This is a genomic window from Streptomyces sp. NPDC050534 (assembly GCF_044457745.1).
Classification (GTDB): Bacteria; Actinomycetota; Actinomycetes; order Streptomycetales; family Streptomycetaceae; genus Streptomyces.
This window is the reverse complement of sequence record NZ_JBITHF010000004.1, coordinates 19,980-36,291: the sequence shown is the minus strand read 5'-3', so window position 1 is coordinate 36,291 and position 16,312 is coordinate 19,980. Positions and strand designations below refer to the sequence as shown.

At 71.7% G+C, this 16,312-nt stretch carries 13 protein-coding genes; 7 read left to right on the top strand and 6 right to left on the bottom strand.

Features of this window, described 5'->3' with window-relative positions; genetic code table 11:
- Nucleotides 1-131: 131 nt before the first annotated feature.
- Nucleotides 132-545, bottom strand: coding sequence for an organic hydroperoxide resistance protein (locus ACIBN2_RS14470; protein WP_399134671.1), 414 nt, complete (start codon nt 543-545; stop codon nt 132-134).
- Between the two features lie 121 nt (nt 546-666).
- Here ACIBN2_RS14470 and ACIBN2_RS14465 point away from each other — a divergent pair, with 121 nt between their 5' ends.
- Complete coding sequence (locus ACIBN2_RS14465) at nt 667-1,143, top strand: MarR family winged helix-turn-helix transcriptional regulator (protein ID WP_399134670.1); 477 nt, start codon at nt 667-669, stop codon at nt 1,141-1,143.
- On the opposite strand, the gene ACIBN2_RS14460 is transcribed toward ACIBN2_RS14465, so the two are convergent.
- Nucleotides 1,097-2,707 (bottom strand): hypothetical protein, encoded by a 1,611-nt coding sequence (locus ACIBN2_RS14460; RefSeq protein ID WP_399134669.1) that lies wholly within the window; start codon nt 2,705-2,707, stop codon nt 1,097-1,099. The genes ACIBN2_RS14465 and ACIBN2_RS14460 overlap by 47 nt on opposite strands.
- Before the next feature lie 92 nt (nt 2,708-2,799).
- On the opposite strand from ACIBN2_RS14460, the gene ACIBN2_RS14455 reads away from it, so the two are divergent.
- Both ACIBN2_RS14455 and galE read left to right on the top strand, forming a co-directional pair.
- Nucleotides 2,800-4,083 (top strand): glycosyltransferase 87 family protein, encoded by a 1,284-nt coding sequence (locus ACIBN2_RS14455; protein WP_399134668.1) that lies wholly within the window; start codon nt 2,800-2,802, stop codon nt 4,081-4,083.
- Between the two features lie 70 nt (nt 4,084-4,153).
- Nucleotides 4,154-5,134 carry a UDP-glucose 4-epimerase GalE gene (gene galE, locus ACIBN2_RS14450; RefSeq protein WP_399134667.1) on the top strand — a complete coding sequence of 327 codons (981 nt, stop codon included), beginning with the start codon at nt 4,154-4,156 and terminating at the stop codon, nt 5,132-5,134.
- Between the two features lie 30 nt (nt 5,135-5,164).
- Here galE and ACIBN2_RS14445 read toward each other — a convergent pair whose 3' ends face one another.
- On the bottom strand, nt 5,165-5,791 hold the full coding sequence (locus ACIBN2_RS14445; protein ID WP_399134666.1) for a TetR/AcrR family transcriptional regulator: 627 nt from the start codon (nt 5,789-5,791) through the stop codon (nt 5,165-5,167).
- A 144-nt stretch (nt 5,792-5,935) separates the two neighbouring features.
- On the opposite strand from ACIBN2_RS14445, the gene ACIBN2_RS14440 reads away from it, so the two are divergent.
- Together ACIBN2_RS14440 and ACIBN2_RS14435 are read left to right on the top strand one after the other, a co-directional pair.
- Nucleotides 5,936-6,853 carry an ABC transporter permease gene (locus ACIBN2_RS14440; RefSeq protein ID WP_399134665.1) on the top strand — a complete coding sequence of 306 codons (918 nt, stop codon included), beginning with the start codon at nt 5,936-5,938 and terminating at the stop codon, nt 6,851-6,853.
- Nucleotides 6,846-7,694, top strand: a complete 849-nt coding sequence (locus ACIBN2_RS14435) for an ABC transporter ATP-binding protein (protein WP_399134664.1) — start codon at nt 6,846-6,848, stop codon at nt 7,692-7,694. Before ACIBN2_RS14440 ends, ACIBN2_RS14435 begins: the two co-directional genes overlap by 8 nt.
- A gap of 64 nt (nt 7,695-7,758) precedes the next feature.
- Here the strand turns inward: ACIBN2_RS14435 and ACIBN2_RS14430 are convergent, their stop codons facing one another.
- The gene (locus tag ACIBN2_RS14430) at nt 7,759-12,705 is read right to left on the bottom strand and encodes an NAD-glutamate dehydrogenase (RefSeq protein ID WP_399134663.1); all 4,947 of its coding nucleotides are present in this window, start codon (nt 12,703-12,705) and stop codon (nt 7,759-7,761) included.
- 576 nt (nt 12,706-13,281) lie between these two features.
- On the opposite strand from ACIBN2_RS14430, the gene ACIBN2_RS14425 reads away from it, so the two are divergent.
- Nucleotides 13,282-13,848, top strand: a complete 567-nt coding sequence (locus ACIBN2_RS14425; RefSeq protein ID WP_399134662.1) for a DJ-1/PfpI family protein — start codon at nt 13,282-13,284, stop codon at nt 13,846-13,848.
- 222 nt (nt 13,849-14,070) lie between these two features.
- On the opposite strand, the gene ACIBN2_RS14420 is transcribed toward ACIBN2_RS14425, so the two are convergent.
- Together ACIBN2_RS14420 and ACIBN2_RS14415 are read right to left on the bottom strand one after the other, a co-directional pair.
- A complete protein-coding gene (locus ACIBN2_RS14420; protein ID WP_399134661.1) occupies nt 14,071-14,739 on the bottom strand; it encodes an HAD family hydrolase in 669 nt (222 codons plus the stop codon).
- 98 nt (nt 14,740-14,837) lie between these two features.
- Nucleotides 14,838-15,353 (bottom strand): DUF6912 family protein, encoded by a 516-nt coding sequence (locus ACIBN2_RS14415; protein WP_399134660.1) that lies wholly within the window; start codon nt 15,351-15,353, stop codon nt 14,838-14,840.
- Between the two features lie 311 nt (nt 15,354-15,664).
- On the opposite strand from ACIBN2_RS14415, the gene ACIBN2_RS14410 reads away from it, so the two are divergent.
- Nucleotides 15,665-16,267, top strand: coding sequence for an Rv3235 family protein (locus ACIBN2_RS14410; protein WP_399134659.1), 603 nt, complete (start codon nt 15,665-15,667; stop codon nt 16,265-16,267).
- Nucleotides 16,268-16,312 lie beyond the last annotated feature (45 nt).

Genomic DNA, 16,312 nt, shown 5'->3' with positions numbered 1-16,312 from the left:
CCCCGGCCGGGGCGTCTCTCGGGGGGGGGCTCGCCCCCCGCGCGGGGGGGGGGGGGGGGGCCCGCGGCGGGGGGGGCGGGCCCGCCCCCCCCCCCCCCCCCCCCCCCCCCCTCACACATGTCCGACGACTTCTACTCGATGACGATGTCGACCTCGATGTTGCCGCGGGTCGCGTTGGAGTAGGGGCAGACCTGGTGGGCGGTCTCGACCAGCTTGCGGCCGGTCGCCTCGTCCACGGTGTCGGGCAGCTCGATGCGGAGGACGACCTTGAGCCCGAAGCCCTCACCCTGCTTGCCGATGCCGACCTCGGCGGTCACCGCGGCATCGCTGACATCGACCTTCGCCTGACGGCCGACGAGACCGAGGGCGCTGCCGAAGCAGGCGGCGTAGCCGGCGGCGAACAGCTGCTCCGGGTTCGTGCCCTCCCCGTTGCCGCCCAGCTCCACCGGCGGGGCCAGCTTGACGTCGACCTTGCCGTCGTTGGTGAAGGCCCGGCCGTCCCGGCCGTGGGTGGCGGTGGCGACAGCGGTGTAGAGCGCGTCCATGGAAACCATCCCTCTCGAAGTCACGTTCCGGCGGCTCTTCCGCGGCCGCCTCACGACAAGAAGTAGAGCACACAATTCAATTGCGCACAACTAAATGGCTCGCAGGGGCTACCCTGGACCCATGTCCACCACGCCCGACGCCCCGGCCACCGACTGGCTCCGGCTCGACCAGCAGATCTGCTTCTCCCTGAACGCCGCCTCCCGCGCCTTCGGCGGCGTCTACCGCGTGCTCCTCAAGGACCTCGGGATCACCTATCCGCAGTACCTGGTGATGCTGGTGCTGTGGGAGCACGGCGATCTGCCGGTCAAGAAGCTGGGCGAGCATCTGCGGCTCGACTCCGGCACCCTCTCCCCGCTGCTCAAGCGGCTGGAGACGGCCGGCCTGGTCCGGCGCGAGCGCAGCACCCGCGACGAGCGCTCGGTGGAGGTGCGGCTGACCGCCGAAGGCGCCGCCATGCGTGAGCGGGCGGAGCAGGTGCCGCGCCGCATCGCCGCGGCGACGGGCATCGACGTCGACGAGATCCGTCAGCTGCGGACCCGGCTCGACGAGCTCACCAGCGCGCTGGACGCTGCTGCCGCGTCGTCGGAGCCGGCGTAGCGGACCCGGCCCCGGACCCGGCCGTGCCGTGCGCCGCCTGCGGGGCGGCCGCCGCCTGCGCCGGGCGGCGGACGTAGAGGCAGAAGGCCACGCGCCCGCTGACGTACTTGCCCCGGGCGGTGAACTGCTCCTCCACGACCGCGAGTTTGACGCGGTCGGTCGGGTTGCCCGGGCGCCTGCCCGAGTTCAGCATCTTGGAGTCGGCGACGACCCAGAGGCGCTTCAGACCGGCCAGTTTGCGCCGCAGTTCCTCCGGAGTGGTCTCCAGGCCGCTCAGCGTCCCCGACCGCGGCCCGGACTCCGTCAGCGCGATGTCGCGGGCCTCCCGGAACCCCTTCGGATACGTCAGCGCCGTCAGCCGCCAGCTCGACGGCAGGTACAGGACGGGATCGCCGGGGCGGATGTCGCGGGCGGCGACGGCGGCCACGGCCGCGAGGTTCTCGGGACGGTGGGCCGGGGAGCGGTCCTGCCGGTACAGCGGGAGGCACTGGACGAACGCGGCGGTGACGGCCAGAACGCCGGTGAGGGTGCCGAGGCGGCCGTAGCGCAGCCGGAGGCCGTTCGGCTGCAGGCGCGCCAGGAGGACGAACACGCGGTCGGTGCCCGCGGCCGCCAGGAGCGGCGCGCCCGCCAGCGCGTAGAGCACGTAGCGCTCGTGGAACAGCGGCCGGTACTGCGACACGGAGATCAGGATCGCGGGCGGCAGCACGAGCAAGGGCAGCGCGACCACCGCCGTGCGCCGTGCCGTGACCCCGACCGCCACCAGCGCGACGCTGACCCAGAACACCGCGTCCGTCGGTCCGGCGGCGAAGTCCCGCACCAGCTGTTCCACCTTGGCCCCGTCCGGCGCCACCAGCCACGACACCTGGCCCGACTGCCGCTGCGACACCCACACCAGCGGCAGGACGACGACGCCCGCGAGCCCGGCCGCGCGCAGCCAGCCGCGCCACACCGCCCGCGGCACCCGCGCCAGCGCCAGGGTCGCCGCGTGCGCGCACAGCGCGAGCACGACCAGCTCGTGCAGCAGCGAGGTCAGTGCCAGGAGTCCGCCGTACCGCCACCACCAGCCCGGGCGTGGCCGTCCCTGCACCACCGGCACCAGCAGCAGGGTCGCCCCCGCGACCCCTGCGGAGACGATGGCGTACGACCGCCCCTCCTGCGCGTAGTGGCCGGTCAGCGGCGTGATCGCGTAGATCAGGCCGGCCCACAGGCCGACCCGCGGCCGGGCCAGCCGTACGCCCAGCGCCGCGACCAGGCCGGCCGTGGCGGCGGCCCCGAACACGGACGGCAGGCGCAGGACGACCTCGCCGGGATGGACGGCGAGCACGACGTGTATGGCGAGGTAGTACAGGCCGTGCACGGCGTCCATCCCGTGCAGCAGCTGCCAGATCTGCGGCACCGAGCGGCGCCCGACCAGGAAGGTGACGCCCTCGTCGCCCCACATGCCGCCGCGGTCGAGACCCCACAGCCCGATCGCGAGCATGACGGCCGTGGGAACCGCCACGGCCACGACCTCCGTACGCATCCGCCGACGGTTCGCCCGCCCCGCTACCTCGATCAGCACACGGCTGATTTTGGGCGGTAGCCGGGCGCTTACCGGGGATTGACGGTGTTTCAGCCTATGCACGCCATTCGCCCGGCTTACGATCCGGCGTGATGAATGCAGTGACGACCACCGTGACGACCACCGTCCGGAAACACCGCCTCCTCACTCTCGGCGCCACCTGGCTCACCACCCGGGCCCTGATGCTGTGGCTGCTCGCACACAGTGCCGGACCCCTGCTGGGCCGGGGTTCGGTCGCCCGCGAGGTGTCGCGTCTCTACCACCACTGGTACGGCGTCCTCGCGCACGGCGCCTTCCCCGCGCACGACCCCCTGTGGCAGTACCCGCCGGGCGCGGGCCCGGTGCTGCTGTCGCCGGCGCTGCTGCCGGGCCTGACGTACTTCCAGGCGTTCGTGGCCCTCACCCTCGCCGCCGACGCGGCGATCACGCTGGCGCTGGCCCGGGCCGGCACCCGCCCCGGCCGCAGGCTGCTCGGGGCCGCGCTGTGGATCGGCGGCCTCCCGCTCCTGCTGCACATGCCGCTCGCCCGCTACGACGTGCAGGTCACGGCGTTCGCCGTCATCTCCCTGCTGGCACTGCCCCGCTCCACGCGCGCGTACGGGGCGTTCGCGGCGCTCGGTGCGCTGGTGAAGGTGTGGCCGGCGCTGGTGCTGCTGGGTGCGCCGAGAGGGCGTACGACGCGCTCCGCGTGGACCTGGGCCGCCGTCACGGGTGCCGCCTCGCTCACGCTGCTCGCGGCCCTGTTCGCCAACCCGCTGGCGTTCCTCAAGCAGCAGGGCGGGCGGGGCGTGCAGATCGAGTCCCTCGGCGGCACGGCGCTCGCCCTCGCGACGCACGCCGGGTGGCCGGGGCAGGTCCGCTACCAGTACGGCTCGCTGGAGTTCACCGGCCCGCACGTCCGGACCGTCGCGCACCTGATGCTCGCGCTCACGGCGGTCGCCTTCGCGATGCTGCTCCTGTGGCGGCTGCGGGCCCGGCACTGGACGCCCGCGACGCCGTACGACGCCGCGCTGAGCGCCGTGCTCCTGTTCACCGTCACCAGCCGGGTGATCAGCCCGCAGTACATGATCTGGCTGCTGGGCGCGGCAGCCGTGTGCCTGACCTCGCGGCACACCGTGCAGCGCCCGGCGGCCGCCCTGATCGTCGTCGCCACCGCGATCAGCGCCGTCGCCTATCCGGCCCTGTACTCCGAGGTCAGGGAGTGCACCTGGACGGGCTGCGCCCTGATGCTGGGCCGCAACGGCCTGCTGACCGCGGCCGCCGTCCTGTCCTTCACCCGTCTGTGGCGCTCCACCGCCACTGAGCCCCCGGCCCGTCCGCGGCCCCGTCGCGTGCCCTCGGACGCACAGGAGGTCACCGCCGCCGTGCACGCGTGACTCCCCCGCCTGCTTCACTGATACGGGCTTCGGGGAGACGACAGGCCAACTGACGAGGGGACGGCCGCACATGACCTGGCTGATCACCGGCGGCGCCGGCTACATCGGGGCGCACGTCGTCCGCGCGATGACCGAGGCGGGCGAGCGGGCCGTGGTGTACGACGACCTGTCGACGGGCATCGCCGAACGCGTACCGGACGAGGTGCCGCTGGTCCTCGGGTCGACCCTGGACGGCGAGCGGATCGCCCGCGTCCTCGCCGACCACGAGGTCACCGGAGTCGTGCACCTGGCGGCGAAGAAGCAGGTGGGCGAGTCCGTGGACCTCCCCCTGCACTACTACCGGGAGAACGTCGAGGGTCTGCGCGTGCTCCTGGAGGCCGTGACGACGGCCGGCGTCCCGTCCTTCGTCTTCTCCTCGTCCGCGGCCGTGTACGGCATGCCCGACGTGGACCTGGTGACGGAGGAGACGCCGTGCGCGCCGATGTCGCCGTACGGGGAGACCAAGCTGGCCGGCGAGTGGCTGGTGCGCGCGACCGGCCGGGCGACGGGCCTCGCCACGGCCTCGCTGCGCTACTTCAACGTGGCGGGCGCGGCGACCCGCGAACTCGCGGACGTCGGGGTCTTCAACCTCATCCCCATGGTCTTCGAGAAGCTCACCGAGAACGCGCCCCCGCGCATCTTCGGCGACGACTACCCGACGCCCGACGGCACCTGCGTGCGCGACTACATCCACGTGGTCGACCTGGCCGAGGCCCACGTCGCCGCCGCCCGCGCCCTGCGCTCCTCCCCCGGCCGCGACCTCACCCTCAACATCGGCCGCGGGGAAGGCGTCTCCGTCCGCGAGATGATCGACCGCATCAACGCCCTCACCGGCCACGACCGCGCCCCGACGGTCGCGTCCCGCCGCCCCGGCGACCCCGCCCGCGTCGTGGCCTCCGCCGACCGCGCCGCCACGGAACTCACCTGGAAGGCGAAACACGACGTCCAGGACATGATCACGTCGGCCTGGGAGGGCTGGGTCCGACTGCATCCGGAGGCGGCGCGGGGCTGAGCGGCCAGTGGGCCTCGGGCCCAGTGCGGGTCAGAGCGCCTTGACGGCCGCCGCCGTGGCGCGCGCCAGCGACGCCAGGTACCCCTTCGGCAGCTTCGGGCTGCGGATCACCACCGAGCGCCAGTACAGGGGACCGGAGATCAGGTCGAGGGCCAGCTCGTCGTCGAACCCCTCCCGGATCTCGCCCCGCTGCTCCGCGGCCACCAGGATCTTGCTGGCCACCCCCTCCTGCCCCTCCCGCAGGGTCTTCTGCATGGCCTCGGCGATCTCGGGGTTGCGGGCCGCCTCGGCCTGGAGGTCCGGGATGATCTGCGAGGCCACGGGGTGCCGCAGGGCCCGCGAGGTGACCTCGTACAGCAGCCGCAGGTCGCCCTCCAGGCTGCCCGTGTCCGGCACGGGCAGGCCCATCACCGCCAGCGCCGAGACGACGTCGAGCACCAGATGCAGCTTGGAACGCCACCGCCGGTACACCGCGGTCTTGCCGACACCCGCGCGCCGCGCGATCCCCTCGATGGACATCCGCGCATAACCGACGGCCGCCAGCTCCTCGAAGACGGCGCCCCGGATGGCCTCCGTCACGTCCTCACGGAGTACGGCCGCACCGGCGGGGGTGCGGCGGCGCGGACGCGTCTGGGGCTCGTCGGCGTTCGTCGTCATGCGACCAGCATAGGGGCGTTACGACGAAACGGTTGCGTTCCGACGTCGATTGGGCCTACGCTCACGTTGCGACGATACGGTCCCGTCCCGACGTAAAAGAACGTCAACAGAAGCGTAAAGAAACTCCGAGCGAAAGCAGCGGATGTGAGCCAGGTCCTCCACACACCGCCCGCGTCGCCGGCCCCGGCCGACGACGATCTCGCGGCGCTGGCCGCCCGTCATGGCCTCTCGGTCAGCGGCGCCCGCCCCTCCCTGCCCGAGTACGTCCGGCAGCTGTGGGAACGACGCCACTTCATCACCGCCTTCGCCACCGCCAAGCTCACCTCGCAGTACAGCCAGGCGAAGCTCGGCCAGGTCTGGCAGGTCATGACCCCGCTGCTGAACGCGGCGGTGTACTACTTCATCTTCGGTGTCCTGCTGCACACCAAGAAGGGCGTGCCGGACTACATCCCGTTCCTGGTGACGGGCGTGTTCATCTGGACGTTCACCCAGAGCTCGATCCTCGCCGGGACGCGCGCGATCTCCGGCAACCTCGGCCTCGTCCGCGCCCTGCACTTCCCCAGGGCCGCCCTGCCGATCTCCTTCTGCCTCCAGCAGCTGCAGCAGCTGCTGTTCTCCATGGCCGCCCTGGTCGTGATCCTGCTCTGCTTCGGCGTGCCGCTCGCCTTCTCCTGGGTGCTGGCGTTGCCCGCCCTGGTGCTGCAGTTCACCTTCAACGCGGGCGTGGCGATGGTCATGGCCCGGATGGGCGCCAAGACCCCGGACATCGCTCAGCTCATGCCGTTCGTACTGCGCACCTGGATGTACATCTCCGGCGTGATGTGGAACATCGACAAGCTGACCGGCAAGGGCAGCGGGCTGCCGCACTGGGTGGCCCCGGTCCTCAAGGCCAACCCGGCCGCCGTCTACATCGACCTGATGCGCTACGCCCTGATCGACAGCTTCCACGCACACCAGCTGCCGCCGCACGTGTGGGCGCTCGCGATCGGCTGGGCGCTGCTCGCCGGCGTCGGCGGCTTCATCTACTTCTGGAAGGCTGAGGAGACGTACGGCCGTGGCTGATCACGCGAACGACACCCGCATCCCCACCGTCGTCGTCGACGGCGTCGACATCGTCTACCGGGTCAACGGCACCGGCGCCGGACGCGGCTCCGCCACCGCCGCGCTCAACCGCATGCTGCGCCGCAAGCACGCCGAGCAGGCGGCGGGCGTGCGCACGGTGCACGCCGTCAAGAACGTCTCCTTCGTCTCCTACAAGGGCGAGGCGATCGGCCTGATCGGCACCAACGGCTCCGGCAAGTCGACCCTGCTCAAGGCGGTCGCGGGCCTGCTGCCGGTGGAGAACGGCCATATCTACACCGACGGCCAGCCCTCGCTGCTCGGCGTCAACGCGGCCCTGATGGGCGACCTGACCGGCGAGCGCAACGTCTTCCTCGGCGGCCTCGCGATGGGCATGTCCCGCGAGGAGATCAGGACCCGCTACCAGGACATCGTCGACTTCTCCGGGATCAACGAGAAGGGCGACTTCATCACCCTCCCCATGCGGACCTACTCCTCCGGCATGGGTGCCCGGCTGCGCTTCTCCATCGCCGCCGCCAAGGACCACGACGTGCTCCTCATCGACGAGGCCCTCGCCACCGGCGACCGGTCCTTCCAGAAGCGTTCCGAGCAGCGCATCCGCGCCCTGCGCGAGCAGGCGGGCACGGTCTTCCTCGTCAGCCACAACAACAAGTCGATCCGCGACACCTGCGAGCGGGTCCTGTGGCTGGAGCGCGGCGAACTGCGCATGGACGGCCCGACCGAGGACGTCATGAAGGAGTACGAGGCGTTCACGGGCGACAAGAGCGACAAGCCCAAGCCCCGGCCGAAGGTGGTCATGCCGAAGGTGCCGCAGCCCAGCTGAGCACCCGCACACGAAGGGGGCGCCCCGAGCCGGACGGCTCGGGGCGCCCCCTTCGTCGCAGGACCTACGAGTGCGTGCGCAGCAGCGTCCGCATCGTGCGCATCGCCACCGACAGGTTGGCGAGGTCGAACGTCTCCGAGCCCTGGATCTCGTCCAGGGTCGTGCGCGCCCGGCCCAGGATCGCGGCGTTCTTCTCCTCCCACGTCTTGAAGCGCTGCTCGGGGGTCGAGGCGCCGTTGCCGACGGCCAGGACGTCCGCCGTGAGCGCCGCGTGGGCCGCGTACAGGTCCTCGCGGATGGAGGCGCGGGCCATGGACTGCCAGCGGTCTGCGCGGGGCAGCTCGATGATGCGGTCCATCAGCTGCGTGATGTGCAGCCGGTCGGCGAGGTCGTAGTACACCTCGGCGACGTCCAGCGGCTCCTTGCCCATGCGGTCCGCGATCAAGACGATGTCGAGCGCCGGGAAGGCGGAGGAGAACCCGGCCACGCGCGTGGCGAGTTCGTCCGGGACGCCGGCGGCGGTCAGCTCGTCGTAGATCTGCTGCCACCACTCGAGGTCCGCGCCGCGCATCAGCTTGGTCAGCTGCTGCCAGACCTGCTCGACGCGCTCGGCGAAGAAGTCGACCGTCTCGGCGAGCTGAAGCGGCTGCGGCCGGTTGTTGAGCAGCCAGCGCGTGCCGCGCTCGACCAGCCGGCGCGAGTGCAGCCGGATGCGGGTCTGGACGTCCGCCTCGACCTGGTTGTCGAGGGCCTCCACCGCGTCCCACACCGGGGACGAGCAGAAGATCGTGCGGGCCGCGGTCTGCGCCCTGACGATCTCCTCCAGCGAGGCGCCGGTCTCCTCGCGCATCCGGTGCAGATACGTCGTACCACCGGTGTTGACCGTGTCGTTGACCAGGACGGTCGTGGTGATCTCACGGTGCAGCGGGTGGCCGTCGATCCGGTCCCCGAACTCGCTGCGCAGCGCGGTCGGGAAGTACGCGTGCAGCAGCGTGCGCAGGTACGGGTCGTCCGGCAGCGAGGTCTGGAGCAGCTCGTCGGCGACCGTGATCTTCGTGTACGCCAGCAGGACGGCCGTCTCCGGGCCGGTCAGGCCCTGGCTCTGGCTGAGCCGCTCGCGGATCTGCCGGTCCGTGGGCAGGAACTCCAGCGCCCGGTCCAGATGGCCCTCGCGCACCAGGTGGCGCATGAAGCGCTGCTGGGCGTGGAGCATGTCCTTGGACTGGGCCAGCGCGTTGGCGATCGCCGTGTTCTGCGCGTAGTTGTTGCGCAGCACCAGGCTGCCGACCTCGTCGGTCATCTCGGCGAGCAGCTTGTTGCGCTGCTTGACGGTCATGTCGCCGTCCGTGACCAGGCCGTTGAGCAGGATCTTGATGTTCACCTCGTGGTCGGAGGTGTCCACGCCCGCGCTGTTGTCGATCGCGTCCGTGTTGATCTTGCCGCCCTGGCGCGTGAACTCGATCCGGCCGAGCTGGGTCAGGCCCAGGTTGCCGCCCTCGCCGACGACCCTGACGCGCAGGTCGGCGCCGTCCACGCGGATCGGGTCGTTGGCCTTGTCGCCGACGTCCGCGTGCGTCTCGGTGGAGGCCTTCACGTACGTGCCGATGCCGCCGTTCCACAGCAGGTCGACCGGCGCCAGGAGGATGGCCTTCATCAGGTCGGCCGGCGTCATCTTGGAGACCTTGCCCTCGATCCCGAGGGCCTCGCGGATGTGCGCGTTGACCGGGATGGCCTTGGCGCTGCGCGGGAAGACGCCGCCGCCCGCGGAGATCAGGTCCGTGTCGTAGTCGGCCCAGCTCGAGCGCGGCAGCTCGAAGATGCGGCGCCGCTCGGCGTAGCCGGTGGCCGCGTCCGGGTTCGGGTCGATGAAGATGTGCCGGTGGTCGAAGGCGGCCACCAGGCGGATGTGCTCGCTCAGCAGCATGCCGTTGCCGAACACGTCACCGGACATGTCGCCGATGCCGACGACCGTGAAGTCCTCGCTCTGGGTGTCGACGCCCAGCTCCCGGAAGTGCCGCTTGACGGACTCCCAGGCGCCGCGGGCGGTGATGCCCATGCCCTTGTGGTCGTAGCCCGCGGAGCCGCCGGAGGCGAAGGCGTCGCCGAGCCAGAAGTTGTACGTCTCCGCGACGCCGTTGGCGATGTCGGAGAAGGTCGCGGTGCCCTTGTCGGCGGCGACCACGAGGTAGGTGTCGTCCTCGTCGTGCCGGACCACGTCCTGCGGCGGCACGACCTCGCCGGCCACCATGTTGTCGGTGATGTCGAGCAGCGCCGAGATGAACGTCTTGTAGCTGGCGACGCCCTCGGCCAGCCACGCGTCCCGGTCCACGCCCGGGTCCGGCAGCTGCTTGGCGACGAAGCCGCCCTTGGCGCCCACCGGCACGATGACGGTGTTCTTCACCATCTGCGCCTTGACCAGGCCGAGGATCTCGGTGCGGAAGTCCTCACGCCGGTCGGACCAGCGCAGACCGCCGCGCGCGACCTTGCCGAAGCGCAGGTGCACACCCTCCACGCGCGGCGAGTACACCCAGATCTCGTACGCCGGGCGGGGCGCCGGCAGGTCCGGGATCGCCTGCGGGTCGAACTTCATGGAGACGTACTCGTGCGGCTTGCCGCCCGCCGCCTCCTGGAAGAAGTTCGTGCGCAGCGTCGCCTTGATGACGGTCAGGAAGGACCGCAGGATCCGGTCCTCGTCGAGCGAGGCGACCTGGTCGAGGGCCGCGTCGACCTCTTCGAGCAGGGCGTCGACGATCTCGTGGCCCGCGCGCTGGCGGTCCGGCGACATCCGCGCCTCGAACAGGGAGACCAGCAGCCGGGTGGTGTGGACGTTGTTGCGGAGGGTGTCCTCCATGTAGTCCTGCGAGAAGGTGGAGCCCGCCTGCCGCAGGTACTTCGCGTACGCGCGCAGCACCATCGCCTGGCGCCAGTTCAGGCCGGCGCTGAGCACGAGAGCATTGAAGCCGTCGTTCTCCGCCTTGCCGGTCCAGGTCGCGGCGAAGGCCTCCTGGACGCGCTCGCGGGCGTCGTCGCCGCCGTAGTCACCGCTGCCGTTCTGCGCCTTGGGCATGCGCAGGCCGAAGTCGTAGATCCAGGCGGTGGTGCGGTCCGCACACCGCAGTTCGTACGGCCGCTCGTCCGTCACCTCGACGCCGAGCCGGCTGAGGGCCGGCAGCACCGCGGACAACGAGACGGCCTCACCCTTGCGGTAGATCTTGAACCGGCGCTCCTCGGGGGCGGCGCCCACGGGCTCGTACAGGCTGAGGGCGAAGTCCTTGCCGCTGGCGGACTGGGCCTCGTCGAGCTCCTCGAGGTGGACCAGGTCGGCGACCGCGGCGCGCGGCGTGTGGTCGGCCTTGTAGCCCTCGGCGAAGGCACTGCCGTACTTACGCAGCAGTTCGGCGGCCTTCTCCTCACCGCACTCGGCGTTCAGCGCCTCGGCGAAACCGTCGGCCCAGGAGCGCGCGGCCTCCACCAGGCGCGCCTCGATGCGCTCCTTGTCGGCGTCGGACAGCTGCGGCAGCTCGGTGCCCTGCGGGACGCGGACCACGAAGTGCAGCCGGGAGAGGATCGACTCGGTGTTCCAGGCCGTGAAGTCGACGCTGATACCGCCGAGTTCCTCCTTGAGGATGTCGATGATCCGCAGCCGGACGCCGGTGGTGTAGCGGTCGCGCGGGAGGTAGACCAGCGCGGAGTAGTAGCGCCCGTACTCGTCCTGGCGCAGGTAGAGCCTGAGCCGCCTGCGCTCCTGGAGGTACAGCACGGAGGTGGCGATGGACTCGAGCTCGGCTGCCGGGGTCTGGAAGAGCTCGTCGCGCGGGTACGTCTCCAGGATCTGCAGCAGGTCGCGCCCGTCGTGGCTGTTGGGCGAGAAGCCGGCGCGCTCCAGCACCTCGTCGACCTTGCGGCGGATGACCGGAACCCGGCGCACCGACTCGGTGTAGGCGGCGGAGGAGAACAGACCGAGGAAGCGACGCTCGCCGACGACGTTGCCGTCCGCGTCGAACTTCTTGACGCCGATGTAGTCCAGGTACGACGGCCGGTGCACGGTCGCGCGGCTGTTGGCCTTGGTCAGGACGAGGAGCTTGTGCTCACGGGCCTTGGCGCGGGCGTCGGCGGACAACCGCTCGAAGGACGGGCTGACCGGGTGGCCCTCGTCCTCGGAGTGCTGCGGGTCGGAGCGCAGGATGCCGAGGCCGGTGCCGGGCACGGCGGCCAGCGTGTCGTCGTCGCGCAGCTGGTACTCGCGGTAGCCGAGGAAGGTGAAGTGGTCGGCGGCCAGCCAGCGCAGCAGCTCACGGGCCTCGTCGATCTCCTGGTCGCGCAGATCGGTGGCCACGGGCTCCGCGGGCAGCTCGTCGGCCATCCGCAGCGCCGCGTCCCGCATCTTGTCCCAGTCCTCGACGGTCTCCCGGACGTCGGACAGGACGCGCAGCAGATCGGCGGTGATCTGCTTGAGGTCGCCGCGGTCGGTCTCGCGGTCGATCTCGACGTGGATCCAGGACTCGACGTGCGCGTCGTGCGGCAGGTCGCCGCCCGGGTTCCCGGTGAGCACCTCGATGAGCTGGCCGGTGACGTCCCGGCGGACCACGATCTGCGGGTGGATGACGACGTGGATGCCGCGTCCCTGCCGCGTCAGCTCATTGGTGACGGAGTCGACCAGGAACGGCATGTCGTCGGTGACGACCTCGACGACGGAGTGGCTGCACGTCCACCCGTTCTCCTCCACCGTGGGCGTGTGGACCCGTACGTTGGCCGTGCCCTGGGGGCGGTTCTCGGCCAGCCGGTAGTGCGAGAGTGCGGCTCCGAAGACGTCGACCGGGTCGCGGTCGGAGAGGTCCTCCGGGGCGGTGTGCAGGTAGTAGCGCTGGAGGAACGCGAGCACGGTGTCCCGGTCGGGGGTGCCCTCTTCCTTCGTCCCAGTCGGTAGGTGCCCCCCGACCGGGCTGTTCTCAGCTACCCGGGCGGCCCTTTCGAGCAGCTCGGCCTTGGCTTCGTCCAGCTTGGTCTGCATTGTCCTCTGGCTCCTGTCGCGCGCCGTTGCGTGACGTAGAAGGAAGTACGGCCTCTTCCCCTGCGGCTCGACGCCTCGGCCCGGGTTCTCCGGTCTGCTCCGACGCTATGCCGCAAGGTGGGATGAGCGGGGGGTTATCGGCCATTCTCGACACGACCGCGGAGTGTGATGCCGATCTCTGCGGCATCCGCCTCCGGGGGGTGTCCGGCGCCCTGGGGGCCCCTTCGACCCCGTCCCGCCCGCGAGGACCAGCGACTGCCGCCCGGTCACGGAGGTGGTCCGTGCTCACCGGGCGCGGGGCGGGGGCAGCACTGCCCCCGCGAGATATCGCGCTGATCACGCCACAAGGCTATCGCTCACCACGGGGGGCCCGTCATGAGCCGTATGTGTACAAAACCGGGGGTCGAACTTTGACACTCTGCACAGGGGCACGGACCCCACTGTCGTGCGGGTCGTCCGATCCAGCCCTTCATCTGCTCCCCCTTGCACGAAAACGACCGGACCTCTTGGCAAGGCCACCCCCAGGAGGCACGTTGACCATGACAGCGCACGCCCGCCCGAGGGGAGCGGCCCGACATGACAGCGAAAATCCTCATCGTCACCGGCGACGCAGCGGAGTCGCTCGAGGTCCTGTACCCCTACCAGCGTCTCCAGGAGGAGGGGTACGAGGTCCATATCGCGGCCCCCTCCCGCAAGAAGCTCCAGTTCGTGGTCCACGACTTCGAACCCGGCTTCGACACCTACACCGAGAAGCCCGGCTACACCTGGCCCGCCGACCTCGCCTTCGCCGAGGTCGATCCCGGTCAGTACGCCGCCCTCGTCATCCCCGGCGGGCGCGCCCCCGAGTACCTGCGCAACGACCCGGAACTCCGCAAGATCCTCAAGTCCTTCTTCGACGCGGACAAGCCGGTCGCCCAGATCTGCCACGGCCCCCTGCTCACCGCCGCGGTCGACAGCCTGCGCGGCCGCCGGGTCACGGCGTATCCCGCGCTGGAACCCGACATGCAGGCCGCCGGCGCCGATTTCCAGGACACCGCGGCCGTGGTCGACGGCACCCTGGTCTCGTCCCGAGCCTGGCCGGACCACCCGAGCTGGATGCGCGAGTTCCTGACGGTGCTGCGCGCCAAGGCACCGGTGACGTGATCCGTCGGCCGGGGTGAGCCATCGGCCTGCGTGAGCGATGGGCTGCGTGAGCGATGGGCTGCGGGAGCGATGGGCTGCGGGAGCGGTCGGCCTGCGTGAGCGGTTGGCTGCGGGAGCGGTCGGCCTGCGTGAGCGGTTGGCTGCGTGAGCGGTTGGCCAGCGTGGGCGGTTTGCTGGTGAAGCCGGCCGGCTGCGGTCTCCCGCCGGCGCGGCTGTTGCCGGTTACGCCGCCAGGCGCTGCGCCTCCGCCACGGCGTCCTCCAGCGTGTCCACCACCGGCGCCCCGACCACCTCCAGGCTGGCCCGGCTGTGCGAGCCCCCGGTGTAGAGCACGGCCTGCGCCCCCGCGTGCCGCGCTGCGACCGCGTCGTCCGCGGCGTCGCCTATGACCACGGTCCGGGCCGGGTCCACGCCTGCCAGCGAACCGAGGTGGCGCACCATGTGCTCCGCCTTGCTGCCGCCCGAGGGTCCCGTCCGCCCGTCGACCCGCAGGAAGTGCGGCTCTATTCCGAACCCCCGCACCAGCGGGACCAGTTCGTCGTGCACGTACATGCTGAGGATCGACTGGCTGCAGCCGGCCGACTGCCACCCGGCCAGCAGGTCCGTCGCGCCCGTGGTGAGCCCGCACATGGCCCGCTGCTCGGCGTAGTAGCGGTGGAAGGTCTCGTCCATGACCAGCCACTCGGCGTCCGTCGGCAGCCGCCCCAGGAGCCGTTCGTAGAACTTCGGCACCGGCACGCAGTACAGCGCGCGGTACTGCTCCATCGTGATCGGCTCCATGCCGAGCTCCGCGAAGGCCGCGTTCGTCGCCCCGATGATCGCGTCGTTGTCGTGGAACAGCGTGCCGTTCCAGTCCCAGACGATGTGCGCCGCCGCTGTCTTCTTCCCCATGTCGAAAAAGGTACCCGCCACCACTGACAATCAAGAGCTCCGCAGGTCAGAGGGCACTTGAGCAGAAGATGGCCGGGTGCGGACGGGGACGGCCGGGATCAGTCCCCCGGCCCCACCAGGTTGGGGATCTCCTGCGTCGCGTACCAGAGCAGCTCGTGGTCCTCGGCCCCGTCCACGACGAACTGCGCGTCGTCGTCGCCGCCGTCCGCGGCCTCCAGCGCCCCGGCCGCCGCGGTCACGTCCGCCTCCGCGTCGTCGAGGTCGACGTGCACGGCGGCCGCCTTGGCCAGCCGCACGGGCCCGGTCACCCGCACCTCGCCGAGCGCGGCCGGGTCCAGACCCCGGTCGGGGTCGGCGGCGGCCGCGCCGTCGGGCACGTCGACCGCGACCACGACCCGGCGCCGGGCCGCCCCGGGGTCCGCGGCCAGGAGCCGGAGCGAGGCGAGTGCGGCGCGGTTCAGCGCCGCGTACTCCAGCTCCTCGATGTCGTCCGAGAGGTACCACTCGCGCAGGGCGGGCGTCACGGCGTACGCGACGAGCGGCCCCGCTCCCAGCTCTCCCGTCCTGTACGCCTCGGCGAGACCGGAGAGGGTCAGGGGGACGTAGACGCGCATGGCCGCTGCTTTCGTGGTCGGTGGCTGGGCGCTCCCGCGCCGCTCGGAGGGCCTTCAGGATACGTGCGGGAGTCCCCTTTCGAGTCCCCGCCCACCGGTCCGCGAGCGTCCACCTCCGGCCTCGCGACTCACCCGGCACACCCCCGTGATCATGGGCTCGGGCACCCCCTCCGTCACCCTGATAGGTGAACATTCCGGCCGCCCCGACCCGGGCCCGCGGGTCCTTGCCGCCGCCGTCCTCCGCCCCGTACAAGATCCCCGACAGCAAGTTACCGCCCGGTATCGATCGGGCTCACAGAGCGGGGACGCGCATGCACAAGGTCATGACCAGGGCACAGCACCAGCCGGGGTCCCGCCCGGCCGGCCGCCGCGACTCCCGCCGCCCGGGCGGCACCCCACCCCGCACCCCGGGCGGCACCCCGACTCGCACCGCTCCCGGCGGCGGCCGGCCGCCACGCGCCCGGACCGACGCCCTCTCCCCCGGCACCCGGCCCGCCGACAACCGCCCGCCGGCGCTCCCGGCCGCGCGGGCGGGGACGACGACCGCCCCACTCACCGGGCCCGCGTCCCAGCCCCGCCCCACCGACCTCTTCGCCGAGCTCCTGGTCGCCGTGCTGAGCGGCCTGCGCCCGGTCCACGCGATGCTCGGGCACACCGCGGGCCGCGCCTACGACGAGCTGGCCTGGCTCGCCGAACGCAGCCCCCTGCGCGCCCGCGGCGCCCGCCCGGTCGTCCGCGACATCGGCTACTACGAGGCCCGTCCCGGCGCCGTCGAGGCGTTCGCCCGCGTCGGCGCGGGCGACCAGCTGCGGGCCATGGCCTTCCGCCTGGAACGCGGCCGGGACCTCCGCTGGCGCTGCACCGCGGTGGAGCTCGGCGGTCCCCGGCCCCCGCGCCCCACCGGCGACGACTAGGACGCCGAAGGGCCGGATCCCCCCGAGGGGACCCGGCCCTTCAAG